Consider the following 17175-nt stretch of genomic DNA (forward strand, 5'->3'; position numbering starts at 1 on the left):
CTATCATAACATGTTCCTTCTGTATACTCCTCTTTATATTCGTTTCTCACGGCTTTCGGCCATCTCAACACAAAAAGGCTGGAGCAGGGATACCCCCGCTCCAACCTTTATTATACCTTGCATCCTTACGGCTCAATCCCCCACGCCAGTTGACCGTTGATATACCCGGTAACCTGTTCGTTGTTTGCAAACTGAGTACTCGATGCCTTAAACGAGTAATCGTTAGCCTGGTTATAATTGGACCAGTTATTTTTGGAGAAACGTGCTTGAATTTCTGCGCTTTGTCCGGCATTAAGCGTTCCGGCAGAACTCGTAAAACCAACTTCCAAAACATAATCCGCTCCGGCAACTGGCGTTGCCAATTTAACGAATTTGCTGGTTACATTTGCACTTCCGATACTGGCCCAGTCAGACCAAAAACTCTGTGCTTCTTCCCCGTCGATCGTATAGTAATACCGGAGCTTTACATCACTTAACTGAATCGCCGAATTACCGGTATTGACCACTTTGAATTTAGGTGAGATTCCGTTGGTGGACGCGCTTGTATTGCCGTTAAAGGCTTGGATCGTCAAATTCCCAGAGGGTACAGAAATACTGCTATCCACTACGTTTACTGTAAGAACAGCGTTATTTCCTCCGTTAAAATGAAACGTTATCGTATTTTGGCTTAGCGGCAGCGTGGAAAGGTAGGATTTGCGCAGAACGATGGCATTGCTTGATGCCGTATAATCCTGGCCTGATACAAGTGTATAATTCCCATTCGTTATGCTTGTAAGCTGTCTTCCGTTTAAGGTAAGGGTCAAGGAAACATCCTGCGCTAGATTCGCTGCTTTATCAAAAGCTGTATTCACGGGCGAAATTACAGCACTTGTGCTAGGTGTTGAATCAACAATTTTAACTTTCAATACAGGATCTTGCCCTTGATTAAAATCAAAAACGATGGAATGTTCGCCAACTGACAATCCGGCCAAAAATTCTTTTTTCAGCAGCAACGTACTTCCGCTTAACGTGTAATCCTGATTTGCAGTCAATGCAGAGGTACCTATCCGTAGACCGGTTAACGTATTACCGTTAAAGTTCACGGTAATGGCCTTGTCGCTTGGATTGGGCGTGTGTTTGTCAAACTCAACGGTTGTAGGTGTGAGAGACGCGTTTGATGTTGGATTGTTAACCTTCAAATTAGGCAGTTCATCCAGCGTAATGACATAATCACTTTGATAAAGCGTTTTCAGAGTTGTCGGATAATTAAAGGCTGAACTCATGAGATGCTCTCCATACCACGGGCAGAAGTAGAGCCATCCCGATTTTTCCTCTGTCAGATTCTGTACACTTGGGACGGTATCGTTCTCCGTCATGGCCACCATTTTCTTGCCGTCCGTTAGATCAACCAGTTGATAAAAGATCGAGGTAATGGCATCCTCATTTGGTACGCCGGACAAACCGTCATTCCGGTTGTAGATTGTATTGTATTTATCATAACCGACAATATCTACCTGATCGTCACCAGGGTACCATGCAGGAGAAGTGTTATATACGTAGCTGTTGTAAGTCCAAATCAAGTTGTGCAAACCGTATGTCTCTGTAAGTTCAGTGTAGAGCATATCCCACAGTTGTTTGTACACATCTGCACCTGCGGAAGCCCACCAGAACCAGGCGCCTTCTCCATTTAACCCACCGTTGCCCTCCGCCTCATGATAAGGACGGAAAAGAACGGGCACATTGTTATCTTGCAGAATCAACAGTTGTTCCGCCAGATCATCAATCGTACTCATTACGTATTGATATTCTTTCGTACCAGGAATTACGGCGTTGGCTGTATTAAAATTGGTTTCTGTTGGTTTATAAGTAGCCTCTTTCCAATCCACATGGTCATCAAGCTGGTAGGTCGTGAAATTTCGGGGTACATTAATATGCCAGGAAGCTGTCGCAATTCCATCCCGGTTATTCACCCAATCGATCATTCGATCGGTTGTGCCGTCTTCCCATCCGTAGAGCGGATTATAGTTCATAAAATCAAATCCGCGGATAGCCGGATACTTTCCGGTTAAATTATGAATCCAATCAAACTCCAACTCCGTATTGCCATCGTTTCCACCACCGTATATCTCCTGTTGACCTGAGATAATATGATTGCCATAAACCTCCGTTAAATAATTCATCAGAAGTTGTGTTTCCGGTGTGGCTTGAGAATCAGTAAGGACAGGCTGAACATCCAGGGGATCAAGATTGGCATAGTCCACAGTGAAGGTGTCGAAATAAGCGAAGCCCCAACCAGCCTTCAGTTGAATCGTGTTGCTTCCCTGATTCAGCTTCTGATAACCAAAATTGAAATCAGACCATGTTGTTGTGTATGGCAGCATATATGAGCCCTTGGTAACACCATTAACGGATAGATATTGAAGTCGGCCGTCGGCACTAAGCTCCTGCATGTATCGGGTAGAAATTGCATACATGCCTGTTTCGGGGACAGTCACAGTGAAGGTTATCGTGCCGGAATTCTGCATCCAGACAAATCCACTTCCAGAAAATCCGGGCTTGGGTTGTCCGTAAATTTCTGTCGTCACTTGAAGATCGGAGGAAAGTAAAGCGTTTTCGCTTTCGATCGTAAAAAGTGGGGAATCTGCATGAACGGGTACTGTCATCAATCCAAGAAGCAGAGTCAATGCCAGCATTAATACGCCTGTCTTTTTGAGCAAAATCATCATCATCATCTTCCTTCCCTTTTTAAAATATGATAAAGAATGATCCCTCTGTTTACTCATGATGGCGCTTTCATTGTAAACATAGCATATGTATCAAGTTTTGCAAATATATGGACGAAAAAAAGCCGCAATTTGCGGCTTTCAATATGTTCATCCATTCATTTTCGGAAAATTTAATCCTCTTATTGGGCGGTGTATCCACCATCCACGATTAGACTATTTCCTGTCATATAGGATGAATCGTCGCTAGCTAGGAACAGTACGGCTTTGGCCATTTCATCTGCTTGACCAAGCCGCTTCATTGGTGTTGCCGAAGAAAGAGCCTGTTTGCTCTCTTCTGGAATAATCGGTGTATCGATGAAGCCTGGGCAAAGTGCGTTCACCCGAATATTTTTCTCAGCATACTCAAGCGCAAGTGAACGAGTCAGATTCACAACGCCACCTTTTGCTGCATTGTAGGCTGCAGAACCAGGTGAACCAACCCATCCGTACATGGAAGCCGTGTTGACGATAGTCCCTCCGCCAATTTTGAGCATTTCTCGGATCGCTTCACGTGCGACCAAGAATACGCCATCCAGATCTACATTCACCGTATTGCGCCATTCAGCATATTCAAGCTCATGCGAAGGATGAACACGTCCGATTCCTGCATTGTTAAATACGATATCCACTTTACCGAAAACCTCTACGGTTTTTTTGAAAATCTCAGCAACCTCTTGTTCACTCGTAATGTTTGCTTTAAAAAACAGAGCATCAGCTTTAAGCGCTTTCAGTTCTTGCTCAAACGCCTGACCTTTTTCTTCATTCAGGTCCACCAAGACCACTTTGGCTCCTTCTGAAACGAATAAGCGTGCTGTCGCTGCGCCGATTCCGGATGCCCCTCCCGTAATAACTGCCACTTTGTCTTGAAGTTTGCCCATGATTAAATCCTCCAGTATACTATTTTGAATAGCACCTATTCGCATAAGTGCTATATGACGTTTACAAACATAATTGTATGCTTAAAATTGTAACAATCCAATCATTAAGATACGATGATATGTCTACTACATAGACACTTGGTAAAACAATGTCTATTTTTATAGGAGTTTTATGTATGAATGATGAACAAATTATGAAATCTCAACAGCGCAATCGAACAGAAGAGCATCTTAAAAGCGCTCTGATCCAACTCATTAAGAAAAAAGGCTATCATGCCATCTCTGTCAAAGACATCGTCGATCAGGCAGGTTATAATCGCAGTACTTTTTACTTGCACTACCAAGATAAATTCGTGCTCGCCGAAGAATTGTTGATTACGAAGCTCGAAGGTTTGAGACTCGCCGTAGGCAAGCCATATTCGCATGGCCAAAAGGTCTACACCAACAAGCTTAATTTTGAATCTTTTCAAATCATCGATTATATCTATGAAAACCGAGACTTCTTCGAACTGATTCGATATGGTGATACGTTACCTGGTCTGCATACAGGTTTTCCTCAGACAATCCTGAAAATCTATGAGGAGCAGTTTATCTTCGAGACGATCAACGATTCCCCCGTTAACATGGAGTATTTTAAGTACTATACGGCTTACGGTTTTTTTGGAATATTGAACAATTGGATATTAAGCGATTTTCGTGAATCACGTGATATGTTTATCAAGAACGTAATCGAACTATCTAAAACACATATTCATTCTTTTCATTATGTGGGGGACAATTAGTTAAATTTCATTTAGAGACAAAGAAGAGGAATCGTATCCTCCACTCTTTGTCTTTTTTTGTCTTTCCCTCTCTTTTTCTTATGGAATTTATTGAATGATTATTTCTCATCTGCTTATCTATAAATTTGCCTCTTGAGTAAATTTGCACAATGAGCAAATTAAAGTTATGATAATTTCGAGTAAATACTAAGGAGTTGAGTGAATACCAAATGAAAACAATCTACTATCGAGAGAGTTATTTTCTCCAGAAGCATGCATGTGGAGGTGTACGCATCTGATGGCCAAGCAAACCCTGCGACATTTAAAAAAAGAAGCTACTGAAAAAGCGCTAGCGACTACAGCATTTGAACTAGCACTTGAACATGGGTTGGACGGTTTTGTTGTCGAAGATATCGTGCAAAAAGCCGGTTATTCCAGAAGAACTTTCGCAAACTATTTCACATGCAAGGAAGAAGCAGTAGCCATTGGAGCTACTTCAGTTAATAACACAACTGAGTTTGAGAATTTGATCACCAAAATTCCACCAAATGCCTCTTTGCTTGACATTTTGTATCAACTAATCCAGATGCAGCTTACAGCAGACCTTATAGGAAGATTGCGTGAACTTCTGTTACTTTCCCAAAAATATCCTGTTCTCGAACCGCATTTCCTTGGAGTAGTACACCAAATGCAGACGACTGCTCAAGAGACATTATTAGACTTATCAAACGGGAATGATGACGAGGTATATACTTATCTACTTATTAACGCGGCCTACGGAACCATTCTTCCATTAATTGACGGAAGACTTAATGTGCTGTTACCAGGACAAAACATAAGTGACCACCAAAGAACTGGGGCTGTATCGTTCGATGAGTTTTTAGAAAACATGTTTGGTCACTTGCGCAAAGGATTCTAATACAGTAGCAATCCATATTCACCATAGAGGGAGTGTAAAACAAAGATATGTCTACATTATTATATAGAGTGGGGAAAACCGCTTTTCGCAAACCGGGGTACTTTATACTCGGATGGATTTTAATTTTAGGAATTGTCGTCTCGATGATCAGTGTGAATGGTGTGCATATCAGTTCCGAAATGAAGATTGAAGGCACAGAATCTCAAAAAGTTCTGGACCAGTTAGCCAAAGAATTACCTGCGGCCTCAGGCGGTCAAGGGAGTGTTGTGTTTGAAGCACCTCCAAACGAGCGTCTAGATACGCCAGAACGATTGGCAGCAATCACAAAGGGTGTTAATGATGTTTACGGGATAAAAGATGTGATTAACCCTGCAGATTATGCTGCTGAAGCCAGCGGCTCAACTGCTGAGATGGCTCAGGCTGCCAGTACAGAGCAGTCTGAAACAGTGGCTGCTCCCTCCTATGGTCCTCTGATGGTGGATGGTGTTCCAGTACCGGGTGTTCTTCTCTCTCCCGACGGCAGAATTGCTTTGTTCCAATTTCAGTTTACCATTGAGCAGTCTGCTATCACGCAGGATGTTTTTGACTCCGTAATAGATTCCGTCATGACTGTTGAGAAAGGAACCAATATTACGGTCCTACCAGGCGAAACACTAAAAACCGTATCCATCGGTGTAGGATCCGCCGAAATCGTTGGACTTGTTATTGCCGCGGTTGTTTTGCTGGCCACACTTGGGTCCGTTGTAGCGGCAGGACTGCCTCTTGTAACTGCACTTCTTGGTGTCGGCATCGGAGTGGGCGGAGCATTCTCCATTTCCAAATTCATTGAAATGCCTAGTGTCACTTCGGTTTTGGCTCTTATGGTTGGACTAGCAGTTGGAATCGATTACGCTCTATTCATTGTAAATCGTCAACGCCGGATGATTATCGATCAACGTTTGAGTGCACAAGAAGCTGCTGCCAGAGCAATTGGTACATCGGGCAGTGCTGTATTTTTTGCAGGTTTGACGGTTATCGTAGCTCTATGCGGTATGCTAGTAATCGGTCTTACGTTCTTATCGACAATGGCGTTGGTAGCTGCTGCAACCGTGCTCATCAACGTATTCGTTGCCTTAACCCTTTTACCGGCGCTGCTCGGGTTGGTGGGTGAGCGTATCTGTTCGCCTAAAGCTCGTGAGAAAAGCGCCAAGTCTAACAAAGCGGCTGGTCGTGGCGTAGCTGACAGATGGGTTAAATTCGTTATCAAGTATCGTTGGGCCACAATTGTTGCCATCATCGTACTTCTTGGTGTCGCAGCAATTCCGATTACAAAAATGGAGATGGGCATTCCTGGAGCTGCTTCAGCGAATCTGGACACGACTGCAAGACAAAGTTATGAAGCAATTTCTGAAGGCTTTGGAGAAGGCTTTAACGGACCACTTATTCTGGTCGCTGAGCCCAAGGATTCTTCAACGCAGGTCTCTCCAGAACTCGTAGGTAATCTTGTGAAAGAGCTTCAAAGTCAAAAGAATGTTGCGCAGGTTTCACCTTTAGGCATGACTGAGGATATGGCTATTTTTAGTCTGATTCCTGAAACTGGCCCTAATGATAAAACCACCAAAAACCTGGTAAATGATTTACGTTCTTCTGAGTCGAGTATTGCACAGACGTATGATGTTAAGCTTGGAGTTACCGGATTCACTGCCGTAAATATCGATATGTCGACCAAGCTGGCAGAGGTATTCCCTATATATGTAGGAATTATTATTCTGTTGTCCCTAATCATTCTACTCTTGGTATTTCGTTCAATCATCGTGCCAATCAAAGCAACTATCGGCTTTCTTCTTAGTATTCTTGCTACGTTCGGAATCACGACAGCTGTGTTTCAGTGGGGCTGGCTCCACTCTCTCTTCGGCTTCGATACAGGTGGTCCGCTGCTAAGCTTTATGCCGATCATTGTTACGGGTATCCTTTATGGACTCGCAATGGATTATCAGGTTTTCCTTGTTAGCTCCATGCGGGAATCGTATGTTCATGGTCATCGGGGGACTGAATCCGTCGTTCACGGGTACAAACAAGTGAGTCGTGTCGTAGTTGGAGCCGCTGTAATTATGGTTTCTGTTTTTGCAGGGTTTATTTTCACGGATGATGTCATGATCAAACAAATTGGATTTACGTTAGCTGTAGGAATCTTGATCGATGCCTTCATTATTCGAATGGGATTGGTCCCGGCCATCATGGCTATTTTCGGGAATAAAGCGTGGGCGCTTCCGAAATGGCTGGACCGTATTCTGCCGAACCTTGATGTCGAAGGCGAGAAACTGATTGCTTCACTCAATGCTAAAGATAACGAACATCACAAGTCTTGATGCGGCAAATTATTTAGATTTGAATTCCTTTGGATGAAAAATAAGAAACAGCGACCACGTTCTGGTTACTGTTTCTTATTTTTTTTCATATTAATTTAGCTTAATGGATCTGGAGTTCCGCCACCAACATGATGGAAGCTTAGTTCCTGAAGTACTGCCTCTTGGTCACTTTCGGTGATTTCAACAATAACACCCCGAATTTTGATCGCAGGGATACGAATAATTGCCTTATGACCTATATGCTGCCCTTCATAAATGGTCACAGGTCGTCTTGACTTTTGAGTAATGATGTCAATCTTGAAGCTTCGTATATTTTCACCAGATGTAAGATCCTCTTGGATGATAACGTGGTCGAGTAACTGGGGCACCTCTGTCTCGTAAACCCACGATTTTTCAAATCTTCTGCATTGCTCAATTGTTGCAAATGGACGTTCGAAACGGCGAATTTCCGAACCGAATTCCAACAGTCTCTCTACATCTTTCTCCGGAAGCAGACCGTTGCGATCCGGTCCAATATTCAGGAGCAGGTTTGCACCACGGCCAACGGAATGATAATAAATGCCCATAAGTTCTTCCGTACTTTTCAGGGTAAGTTCATTGCTATCGCTATAAAACCAATCTCCCCTTATTTGGACGTCACATTCCGCTGGCAGCCATAGGTGTTCAAGCAATTGCTCTTTCTTTTCCGTCATAATTGAAAACTCCGTTGAGTCAACTTCATTCCAGCATGGAATAGGTGCAATACCATCCTCATTCCCAACCCACCGAAAGTCGGGGTCACCCATATTAAAAATTAAAATATGAGGCTGCAAGCGGCGAATTTCATCAATAATACGTTTCCAATCATATGAATGTGCCTCAGAGCCACAACCGTCAAACCACAGAATATCGATGTCGCCATATTGCGTGAGCAACTCTGTGATTTGATTGACGAAATAATCGTCGTAGGCCTTCGCATCTTGGGTGTAAAAGTCAGCTGAACCATCATACGGTGAATAGTACAAGCCTGGTTTCATATCATATTTTCGGCAAGCATCAACAAATTCGCGTATGACATCCCCTTGCCCACCCTTCCACTGAGAAGCCGCCACACTAAATCGACTGTAGTCGGAAGGCCAATTGGAAAAGCCGTCATGGTGCTTCGCAGTTAACACAGCATAGTTCATTCCGGCTTCTTTGGCCGACCGGATCCACTGCTCACAGTCTAAGTCAACAGGATTGAAAGTAGCCGGATCCAACTGCCTTTCATCAAAATCGACATATCCTTCATAAAAGGTGCGAAGTCCGAAATGAAGAAATAATCCAAATTCCCATTTTTGAAAAGCAAGTTGTTTGGCTGATGGCGTTAATTTTTGAACAAGATTCATATGATCACACCTTTCTCATCCCATTGTTTAATACAGCTGTTCATTCTGTTTGTCCGTTCTCAATCTCATATAATCGATCGTAGTCCTCGATATTAAAACTGTATAATTGCATGGCCGTTTTGCCAGAGGAGGGTGCAAGCTCTCTCGGATGATCGAATCGAAATACTCGCTGGAGAATCTTTTCAACCTGCTCTTCCTGTCCATTCTGCTTTGCTATCTGCATATATTCATAATCACGGATGCCTCGCTGCAGCCACTTATAACGCAGTGAAAGCAGCGGTTTGCCCCTTTTTCCCGGGTAAACGAAATTGGTATCCCCAGCCTTCCAAATCATAGGACGATAGGAAAGCCTCTCCAGAGGTTTGTCGGGCCACACGGTATAATTCCACCGTAGAAAGCCATCCAATTTCAGCTTTTCTGCGAGCCAAGGGATCACCCGAGACTCAATTGACGGCGAACTGAGGAACGTGTTGGGTTTCTCTGGCGAGCAGCAAACGTAAAACGTAAATGTCCCCTTCACTACTTTTCTTAGCTGCTCTAGCTGTTCAAATTCCTCTGCAGCACAGTCAAGGACAGGCACATAATCAACGATTCCTTTGATATGTTTATGAATAAACTCGGTATGATTAATTGCTGCTTTATAGAGGAATGATGGCGCCATCTCGCGTAAGCATGCTAAACTTTCCTCAAATAAGCAGATATCAGCCGGTTCATCCGCAACAACACGAACGCGGTCAATCCACTTTTTCGAGATAAAATGCTGCTCTAATGCCACTACATAAGCGCTAAGATCTGATTTATTTCGGATAAACTTATAGCTCCCGGTTTCTTCATCATAATAGCGGACGCGAATGGCATCGGGGTAATCATCCACAACTCCCCCAAACCCTTCATCCTCATGCTTCCAAATATTGATCAAGCCGAATACTTCTATTTCTTTGCATATTCCGTGCTTCTCTCCTATCTCAACATACCGATCCAAGTGCGTAAAATCATAGTCAAATCGACCGTCGCTCCGTCTCACGATTTGAACGATACTGTATTCATTCAAGTCGGATGGCTCAGCATCGATAAATGATCGTTGTCCGCTCCATGGCTCCTCTGAAACAACAAGCGTCAACGCCTTTTGTCCGAGCTGAGATAAGCTGTGAAGATACGAATCAAGAAGCGTAAAATGTTCATCGGTCCAATAGGAAACATCATATTTTCTTGCAATATTACAGTTATGCTGCCACAAGTCCAAAACGAAAGTATAATTTTGAGGCTCTGGCAGCACTTGTTCACTGATCGTTAAACGAAACGTCAGTTCTTTCTCCAAAACCTCATCCTCGAACATCGTATGCGTGTAGAATTTCAGCTTGCCTTCATATTGACCGCTTACAACGGAATCATCGGCATGAAGCTCCACCCACAAAGGTTGGATCTGACGCTTCCTAAGCCATTGATAGGGTTCATCCAGCAGAACATCTGAAGTCATAACGCGATTATCGTCCTCAATTAACCCGATTAGCTGAAGATTGATCTTGCAGGGAGCATCCGTTTCCACCTCACAGCGTACGATTTTGATCGGCCCGCCCTTCCATAACAATGCATCCCGGTTAATCGTAACGAGCATATCCTCTTGATCTGAGCTGACCAATGCCTGGAAGGCGGCGCTGTCATTTTTACAGCAGCGAAGTTCCAAGTGTTTCACCTGCGTGTCTTCACGTCCCTGATTCCACCAATTGGACGACCACATATACTTATAGAACATGTTTTGCAAACCACAGTTCACTTTAAACTGCACCTCCGAGTCTAATCTGAAATCCTCCAGGTCCTCCTCCAGGTCAGACTTGAAGGTAGAATTATTTAGGGGAAATTTCGAATTATTTCGTATCAATTGCCTTCTGGTAAATTTCTATATACTGACCAAGCTGCAGACCATCCAGACCTTTTACATAAGAATCCCATTCTTTCTCGATGTCCTTGCTGCCCGTAATGAACTGAGCCATGTTTGACTTGACGTAATCTCGGATTGATGTTTTTAGTTGAGCCGCAACCTGAGTGTCTTCCAATGCTATGAATACGCTGGACGGATAATTCTCCTTCGATTGGAACGGCTCATATTTGGCTGACTCACGCTTCAGACGAACCTCGTACGCGCCTTCAGCAAGCGGATCCTGCAGAGCTGCCCATGAGTCACGATACTGGTATGTGCGGAGGGATGGTCCAAGCTGATCCCAGCGATCGTTATACGTAATTTTGGTTTCACCATCAGAAATAATTGCATAAGTTGCCGGTTTGCCGTCCATACCCAGCTCGCCATCCTCCGCTTTGCGCCATCCTTCACCTTCTGGACCATGCTCTTGATTCACAATGGCTTCTTCTGTATATAAATAGTCGGCCAAACGGATTGCGGCAATTTTCTGTTCATCAGTCGCTTTGTTCGTAATGGCCATTTGCGACACACTTACTCCCGCAAAGTATCCTGCTTGCTGCACACCGTTCGGTCCTTTAAGGGGAGGCACGGTGACATACTCTTTATGACGCGGGTGTTTGTCATCTGGGCTGTGGGCGTAACTGATTAGAGCGGTTGTAATGCTGCCAATCACATTCGCGTCTTGACGGTTGCCCAACTGCTGGATGGCATCGGAGTTCTGTGTGAATGATGCTGGATCGATCAGGCCTTCCGTATAGAGCTTGTTCAGGTACAATAATCCCTGCTTCCATTCTTCCTTATTGGCGACGAAATCCACTTTGCCGTCCTTTACCTGGAGAAAAGTCCCGTTGTCTTTGTCCACCTGATCGTCGATGATAAACGAATTCATCAAGAAGGAAGCGACGTTCCCTGCCCACATGTCGTCAGCGCCGGTAAGCGGAATTTCGTCTTTTATACCATTACCGTTCGGATCATTTTCTTTAAAAGCTTTTAGTACTTCATAAAACTCGTCCGTTGTTGACGGCATTTTTAACCCAAGCTTCTCCAGCCAAGACTGATTGATCCATAGCTTCTGTGCATAGTTGCAGTGATAACACTCGTTCACTTGCGGAAGAGCATAAATGTTGCCGTCCGGTGAAGTGATAGAGCTTTCCAGGTACGGCAGTTCAGCCATTGCTTTTTTGAAGTTCGGCGCATATTTATCAATCAAGTCGTTCAGTGGAATAAACACACCCTCTTTGCCGTACTTCATCTGCTCTTCTTTGGTTAAGCTCCCATGCAAAATTACTTCAGGATAATCACCGCTTGCCAGCATCAATTGTTTACGGTCGTTTAGCGCTTTTTCAGGTACGAGATCCCATTTTATTTGAATATTCGTCTTGTCCTGGAGGTATTTCGTGAATGTATTGGTTTCCATATTCTCTATGACGGCGTACTGCGGAGCAAACATTTTGATCGTCATGGGCGTATTGACAATCGGATATTCTCCAACGGGCGTAAACACGTCGCTTGCTTCTGGTGCACTCGCAGAAGGTGTATTCGTAGTTGTGCTCGAATCCCCGCTACAGGCGCTCAAGACGAGTGATAAACAGAGTGCAGCTCCGAGGACGCAAGAGAATGACTTTTTCCATGTTTTCATAGTTATGACCCCTCCCATTTATCGAACATTAATTTCAATTACGGAAGCATTCTATCTGGTCTTCAACCCCTCACCTCCTTAAATGCTGGTTGAGCTACCTCCCCGTCACTATCCTTTTAATGAACCGATCATGACACCTTTAACAAAGTGCTTCTGCACGAACGGATAAATGATCAGGACAGGTGCACTTGCGACAACGATAAGCGAATATTTTAGCAAGTCCTTCAATCCTTGCTGCGCCAACATCTGATCAACATTGGTCACCATAGTCGGATCGATCGAGTTCAGAATAAGAATGTTACGCAACACGATCTGTAACGGGAACAAATCTGGAGATTTCAGGAAAATCAATGCATCGAAGTAAGCATTCCAGTGGCCCACAGCATACATCAACGTCAGCACAGCCAAAATGGGTTTGGAGAGCGGAATTACCATACTGGTAATGAACCGGATGTCACTACAGCCATCGAGTTCGGCAGCTTCCGCAATTTCCTCGGGAATCGTGGTCTGAAAAAAGGTCCGAGCGACAATCACTTGAAACACCGCCATGGCTCCTGGCAAAATCATCGCCCAACGTGTATCGAGGATATGAAGGTTTTTTACTACGAGATATAAGGGGATAAGCCCTCCTTCGAACATCATCGTGATGACTAGAAGGACCATGATAAAATTACGGCCGTAGAACGTTTTTCTGGCGAGCGGATAAGCAAGCATAACAGTCAAAGCAACATTGACTGCTGTACCTATGACTGTATAATAGAGCGAGTTCAAGTAACCGAAAACGATTTGTGGATTTCGAAACACCGCTTTATAGCCTTCCAGCGTAAAGTCGACGGGTAACAGCCACACCTTGCCGGATACGACGGCTTGCGGTGAGCTAAACGATGATGAAATGATAAAGATGAGCGGAAAAAGGACGACAATCGTCACTACGCTCAAAAAAGCATAGACACCGAGTAGAAACAAACGATCACCATACGATTCCCGAATCCTTGACGCTTTGAACATATTTGTTCCTCCTTTCTGCTGATTTGCTGTTACCATAAACTCGAATTGGATAATTTCTTGGCAATGTAGTTAACGCTCACAAGAAGAATCAGATTGATGATCGAGTTGAAGAAACCGATTGCAGTCGAAAAGCTGAAGCTGGAGCTGAGCAGTCCCACCTTATACACATAGGTAGAAATGACTTCAGAAGTGCTGATGTTTAGGGGATTTTGCATCAAATATACTTTTTCGAAGCCAACTTTCATGAAATTCCCTAAATTCAATATGAGTAGAATGACGGATACAGGGATAAGGCTCGGTAAGTCAATATTAATAATTTTCTGCATCCGGGACGCACCATCCACTTTTGCCGATTCATATAGTTCAGGATTGACTCCTGCCAAAGCTGCAATGTAGATAATCGCACCATAACCTGAAAATTGCCATACATCCGACCAGACATAAATCGATTTGAACAAGCTCGGAATTCCCATGAAATTTGTATTTTCAATGCCGAGTAGTTGTGTGAACTTGCTAATAATCCCAACACTTGGCGACAAAGTTACGATGAGAATAGAAACCATGATAACGGTTGAAATAAAGTAAGGCGCGTAGGTGATCATTTGTACACTGCTTTTGAAAAAACCGTTACGAATTTCATTTAATGCAAGTGCCAATAGAATCGGAGCAGGAAAACCAACAAGCAAACCGTACATATTAATGCCAAGCGTGTTCTTCAAATACAGCCAAAAGTTTGGTGATTCAAAAAATTGTTCGAAATATTTCAGTCCGACCCATGGGCTACCCCAAATACCTTGGATGACGTTGTACTCTTTGAAAGCAATGACAACGCCAGACATAGGTATATACTTGAAAATGACCAAATACAGCAACGGCAGAAATACGACCAAGTATAACTGCCAGTGACGCTTCATTTTTTTCCCAATGAAGCGTAATGATGATTTGCTGTCAGGCAATGCCGGTTCATGTGGCTGGCCTTGCATTGAAGTTTCGGGTTTCCTGATTCTCTTTTGCATGCTTGACATATGCTCCTTCTCCTTTCGTTCGATCTGATTGTTTGCGCTTACATTCTACATAGTAAAGTAGGATAACGAGGTGCAGCAAGAAACAATAATCGTTAACTTAACCGTCTTCGCATGGCCTGAAAATGCGCAGCAGCTCCGGTGTTTAGCCGGAGCTGCTGCATGAAATACATTATGAAACTGCTGGGTAAGCAGGCGTAGCAAACCATTTTCAACCAGTTAACCAAATTCAACCGATCTGTCTGCGTGCTGCTTCTTCGCGGAATTCGCTTGGGGAGTAGCCTACCACTTTCTTAAACACACGGCTGAATGAGATCGCGCTTGTATAACCTACCTTCTCAGCTACCTCCTGCATGGAACCTTGTGTTTCCGTGAGCAAGCGCTTTGCGGCCTGCAGGCGGATGTCAATCAAGAAGTCGACGAATTTCTGTCCGGTCTCTTCCCTGAACAGCTTGCTTACATATTTCCCATTAATGTTAAAGATTGAACTGAGATATTCAAGCGACATGTTCGGATTGGCATACTCCTCTTCGATCATTTTCCGCATATCTCGAATGGTAGCTGCATGCAGACGCCTGTTTTGCGCTTCCTTCAAATCTGTGAAAAAGCTGTTCAACACGCTCAAAGATTCTTCCCGCATTTGCTCGAGTGAATGGCACTCATCTATGATTTTACTGAGCCTTGGTAACCCATCTCGCATCCATATTTCTTGGACCTCTTTTGTCATCCCGGAGATTTCCAATCCCAAATAGTAAATAAAATAGTTCATCAGATTTGTAATTTCATCTTTCGTTAACAATCCTAGCTTCATTTCATTCATGAGCTTGTCATACTTCGTCTTCCATTCGTCCTCAAGAAGTCTGAACGACTGGATGATGGATCGAATTACGTTTAATTGTGAGAACACCTCAACCTGACCGTGATTTGCGATGTGTTCGCTAGTAATGAGCCTGTTTTCTCCTAACACTATTTTATATTTAAGCGCCCTAAGCGCCTCTTTATAAGAATTTGCGACGCTGGAAAGCTCTTCAACCTGCTCACCGATACCTACCGTTACCGTAAACTTCAGATTTTCCTGTACCCACACACGAACGCTCTCGAAAAGTTTGAGTGTTATGGAAGTACTTGCTTCCTCCTCGCTGTCCATAATTACCATGACGCTTAGCTGAAATGCCGAAGTCCACTCTGACCAAAGCGCGAGCCCATATTTTGGAGCAAGCTCCTGAATAACACTGCGTAGCGCGAATTTAAGAAGGTTTTGGTCTCTGCGGGAGTATTGGCAGCAAAAATCACTGTATTTATCCATTTCGATCACAAGTACGACTTGTTTATTAAACGAGTATGGAAGCTGAAGACTGTTTGTTTCTCCTATCCATTCCTCATGGGTTAAACCCATGTCACCTTCAATGAGTTGGTGGAACAAGTACCTTTTTCGCAGATGCAGATCTTCATCGTGCTTTTGCTGATACTGATTCGATTGCTCAATAATATTGGACAAGGCCGATTCGATGAAGGAAAATTCATCTCCCAACTCCTTGGACAAAGGGAGACGGTAACCTCGGATACGCGCCACAATCTGTTCCAGCGGTCTTGAATTGCGTCTGGTAACATAGAGCAGCCATACAAAACCACCCCCGATCGTCACGATACCGATGATAAACCAGACATTATATAATGAAGAGATTACATGGAACAACTTGCCATTTATAAGTCCACTTTGGTAGGACCATCCGGTATAGCTCGATACATAATTGGAGAAAATCTTTGATTGCTCTTTAGAATGCAAGTCACTAAACAAATCGTTTCCCGCGGCGTCCCGAATTCCGATAAAGCTTGTTTTTGAATCGTATAGGTCAGCAATACTGTTCTGCAACGAATCAGTGGCCACATTGACGACGATCATGCCTTTCTTGCCCGTAATAAATGGCGCTCCCCGTACCAAACTAACGACAGGCTTACTCCCTTTTGTAGAAAACTGCTCGAAGGTTCTTATGCCCGACCATTGCTTGGGTGCGAGCGGATCCATAGCCTTTTTAATAAATGGCTCGTCTCTGTAGTTGCTAAGTTGATCACTTGTCGCATTACTGAGCACGAAATTGTCTTCATAACGCACAAAATAGATCGAATCAATCATGGGGTAATAGGATATCATATCCTGCATTTTTTTAACTGCGCTTATGTTGATGAAAATGTTATTCTTCTCTTCATTATTGAAGAAATCAATCAACTGCTTATTATTTATGGTTTCCGACATTATCATATTGTCTATCGCCTTCAGGGAAGTATCGATCAGACGCATCGCCTGTAATGATAGCATTTTGTTGGCGTTAAGCGCCTCCTTACGGCTTTGTTCGCTTAATATCTGAAAAAAAACAAAAAATGTAAACGTGATCACGACAATAAAAATCGGCATATAAGAAAACAGCAATCGATTAAATAACGTTTTCCTCATATCCAGCCCCCAATTTTTTAAACGGAATGATATATATTTACATATTGTACACGCTTACATCTGAAGACGTCCATACAAACGGTATGTCCACCCCACAACAGTATGTAGACGAATTGCCT

The 17175-nt window shown here is 43.5% G+C and carries 11 protein-coding genes; 3 read left to right on the forward strand and 8 right to left on the reverse strand.

Annotated features, from left to right (window positions below; all coding sequences use genetic code 11):
- Positions 1 to 125: 125 nt before the first annotated feature.
- Positions 126 to 2705, reverse strand: coding sequence for a glycosyl hydrolase (locus tag BUA17_RS08385; protein WP_072733221.1), 2580 nt, complete (start codon positions 2703 to 2705; stop codon positions 126 to 128).
- A gap of 179 nt (positions 2706 to 2884) precedes the next feature.
- Positions 2885 to 3622 (reverse strand): SDR family NAD(P)-dependent oxidoreductase, encoded by a 738-nt coding sequence (locus BUA17_RS08390; RefSeq protein WP_072733222.1) that lies wholly within the window; start codon positions 3620 to 3622, stop codon positions 2885 to 2887.
- A 176-nt stretch (positions 3623 to 3798) separates the two neighbouring features.
- Here BUA17_RS08390 and BUA17_RS08395 point away from each other — a divergent pair, with 176 nt between their 5' ends.
- From BUA17_RS08395 to BUA17_RS08405, 3 genes are all read left to right on the forward strand, one after another.
- Positions 3799 to 4404, forward strand: a complete 606-nt coding sequence (locus BUA17_RS08395) for a TetR/AcrR family transcriptional regulator (protein ID WP_072733223.1) — start codon at positions 3799 to 3801, stop codon at positions 4402 to 4404.
- A gap of 277 nt (positions 4405 to 4681) precedes the next feature.
- Positions 4682 to 5302, forward strand: coding sequence for a TetR/AcrR family transcriptional regulator (locus BUA17_RS08400; protein WP_063562732.1), 621 nt, complete (start codon positions 4682 to 4684; stop codon positions 5300 to 5302).
- Positions 5303 to 5349: 47 nt separating this feature from the next.
- A complete protein-coding gene (locus tag BUA17_RS08405) occupies positions 5350 to 7650 on the forward strand; it encodes an MMPL family transporter (RefSeq protein WP_072733224.1) in 2301 nt (766 codons plus the stop codon).
- A gap of 95 nt (positions 7651 to 7745) precedes the next feature.
- On the opposite strand, the gene BUA17_RS08410 is transcribed toward BUA17_RS08405, so the two are convergent.
- From BUA17_RS08410 to BUA17_RS08435, 6 genes are all read right to left on the reverse strand, one after another.
- The gene (locus tag BUA17_RS08410; RefSeq protein WP_072733225.1) at positions 7746 to 9017 is read right to left on the reverse strand and encodes an alpha-L-fucosidase; all 1272 of its coding nucleotides are present in this window, start codon (positions 9015 to 9017) and stop codon (positions 7746 to 7748) included.
- Positions 9018 to 9057: 40 nt separating this feature from the next.
- On the reverse strand, positions 9058 to 10791 hold the full coding sequence (locus BUA17_RS08415) for a DUF4091 domain-containing protein (RefSeq protein WP_083584663.1): 1734 nt from the start codon (positions 10789 to 10791) through the stop codon (positions 9058 to 9060).
- Positions 10792 to 10882: 91 nt separating this feature from the next.
- On the reverse strand, positions 10883 to 12574 hold the full coding sequence (locus BUA17_RS08420) for an ABC transporter substrate-binding protein (RefSeq protein WP_170867806.1): 1692 nt from the start codon (positions 12572 to 12574) through the stop codon (positions 10883 to 10885).
- A gap of 108 nt (positions 12575 to 12682) precedes the next feature.
- Positions 12683 to 13582 carry a carbohydrate ABC transporter permease gene (locus tag BUA17_RS08425; protein ID WP_063562736.1) on the reverse strand — a complete coding sequence of 300 codons (900 nt, stop codon included), beginning with the start codon at positions 13580 to 13582 and terminating at the stop codon, positions 12683 to 12685.
- Between the two features lie 29 nt (positions 13583 to 13611).
- Positions 13612 to 14496, reverse strand: a complete 885-nt coding sequence (locus tag BUA17_RS08430) for an ABC transporter permease (protein ID WP_240321288.1) — start codon at positions 14494 to 14496, stop codon at positions 13612 to 13614.
- Between the two features lie 337 nt (positions 14497 to 14833).
- Complete coding sequence (locus BUA17_RS08435; RefSeq protein WP_072733227.1) at positions 14834 to 17056, reverse strand: helix-turn-helix domain-containing protein; 2223 nt, start codon at positions 17054 to 17056, stop codon at positions 14834 to 14836.
- Positions 17057 to 17175 lie beyond the last annotated feature (119 nt).

This window comes from Paenibacillus sp. ov031, assembly GCF_900143165.1.
Classification (GTDB): Bacteria; Bacillota; Bacilli; order Paenibacillales; family Paenibacillaceae; genus Paenibacillus; species Paenibacillus marchantiae.

Excerpts from the sequence above, each read along its gene's own strand:
- BUA17_RS08385 (WP_072733221.1), bottom strand. The coding sequence starts at position 2,705 with ATGATGATTTTGCTCAAAAAGACAGGCGTATTAATGCTGGCATTGACT.
- BUA17_RS08390 (WP_072733222.1), bottom strand. The coding sequence starts at position 3,622 with ATGGGCAAACTTCAAGACAAAGTGGCAGTTATTACGGGAGGGGCATCC.
- BUA17_RS08395 (WP_072733223.1), top strand. The coding sequence starts at position 3,799 with ATGAATGATGAACAAATTATGAAATCTCAACAGCGCAATCGAACAGAA.
- BUA17_RS08400 (WP_063562732.1), top strand. The coding sequence starts at position 4,682 with ATGGCCAAGCAAACCCTGCGACATTTAAAAAAAGAAGCTACTGAAAAA.
- BUA17_RS08405 (WP_072733224.1), top strand. The coding sequence starts at position 5,350 with ATGTCTACATTATTATATAGAGTGGGGAAAACCGCTTTTCGCAAACCG.
- BUA17_RS08410 (WP_072733225.1), bottom strand. The coding sequence starts at position 9,017 with ATGAATCTTGTTCAAAAATTAACGCCATCAGCCAAACAACTTGCTTTT.
- BUA17_RS08420 (WP_170867806.1), bottom strand. The coding sequence starts at position 12,574 with ATGAAAACATGGAAAAAGTCATTCTCTTGCGTCCTCGGAGCTGCACTC.
- BUA17_RS08425 (WP_063562736.1), bottom strand. The coding sequence starts at position 13,582 with ATGTTCAAAGCGTCAAGGATTCGGGAATCGTATGGTGATCGTTTGTTT.
- BUA17_RS08430 (WP_240321288.1), bottom strand. The coding sequence starts at position 14,496 with ATGAAGCGTCACTGGCAGTTATACTTGGTCGTATTTCTGCCGTTGCTG.
- BUA17_RS08435 (WP_072733227.1), bottom strand. The coding sequence starts at position 17,056 with ATGAGGAAAACGTTATTTAATCGATTGCTGTTTTCTTATATGCCGATT.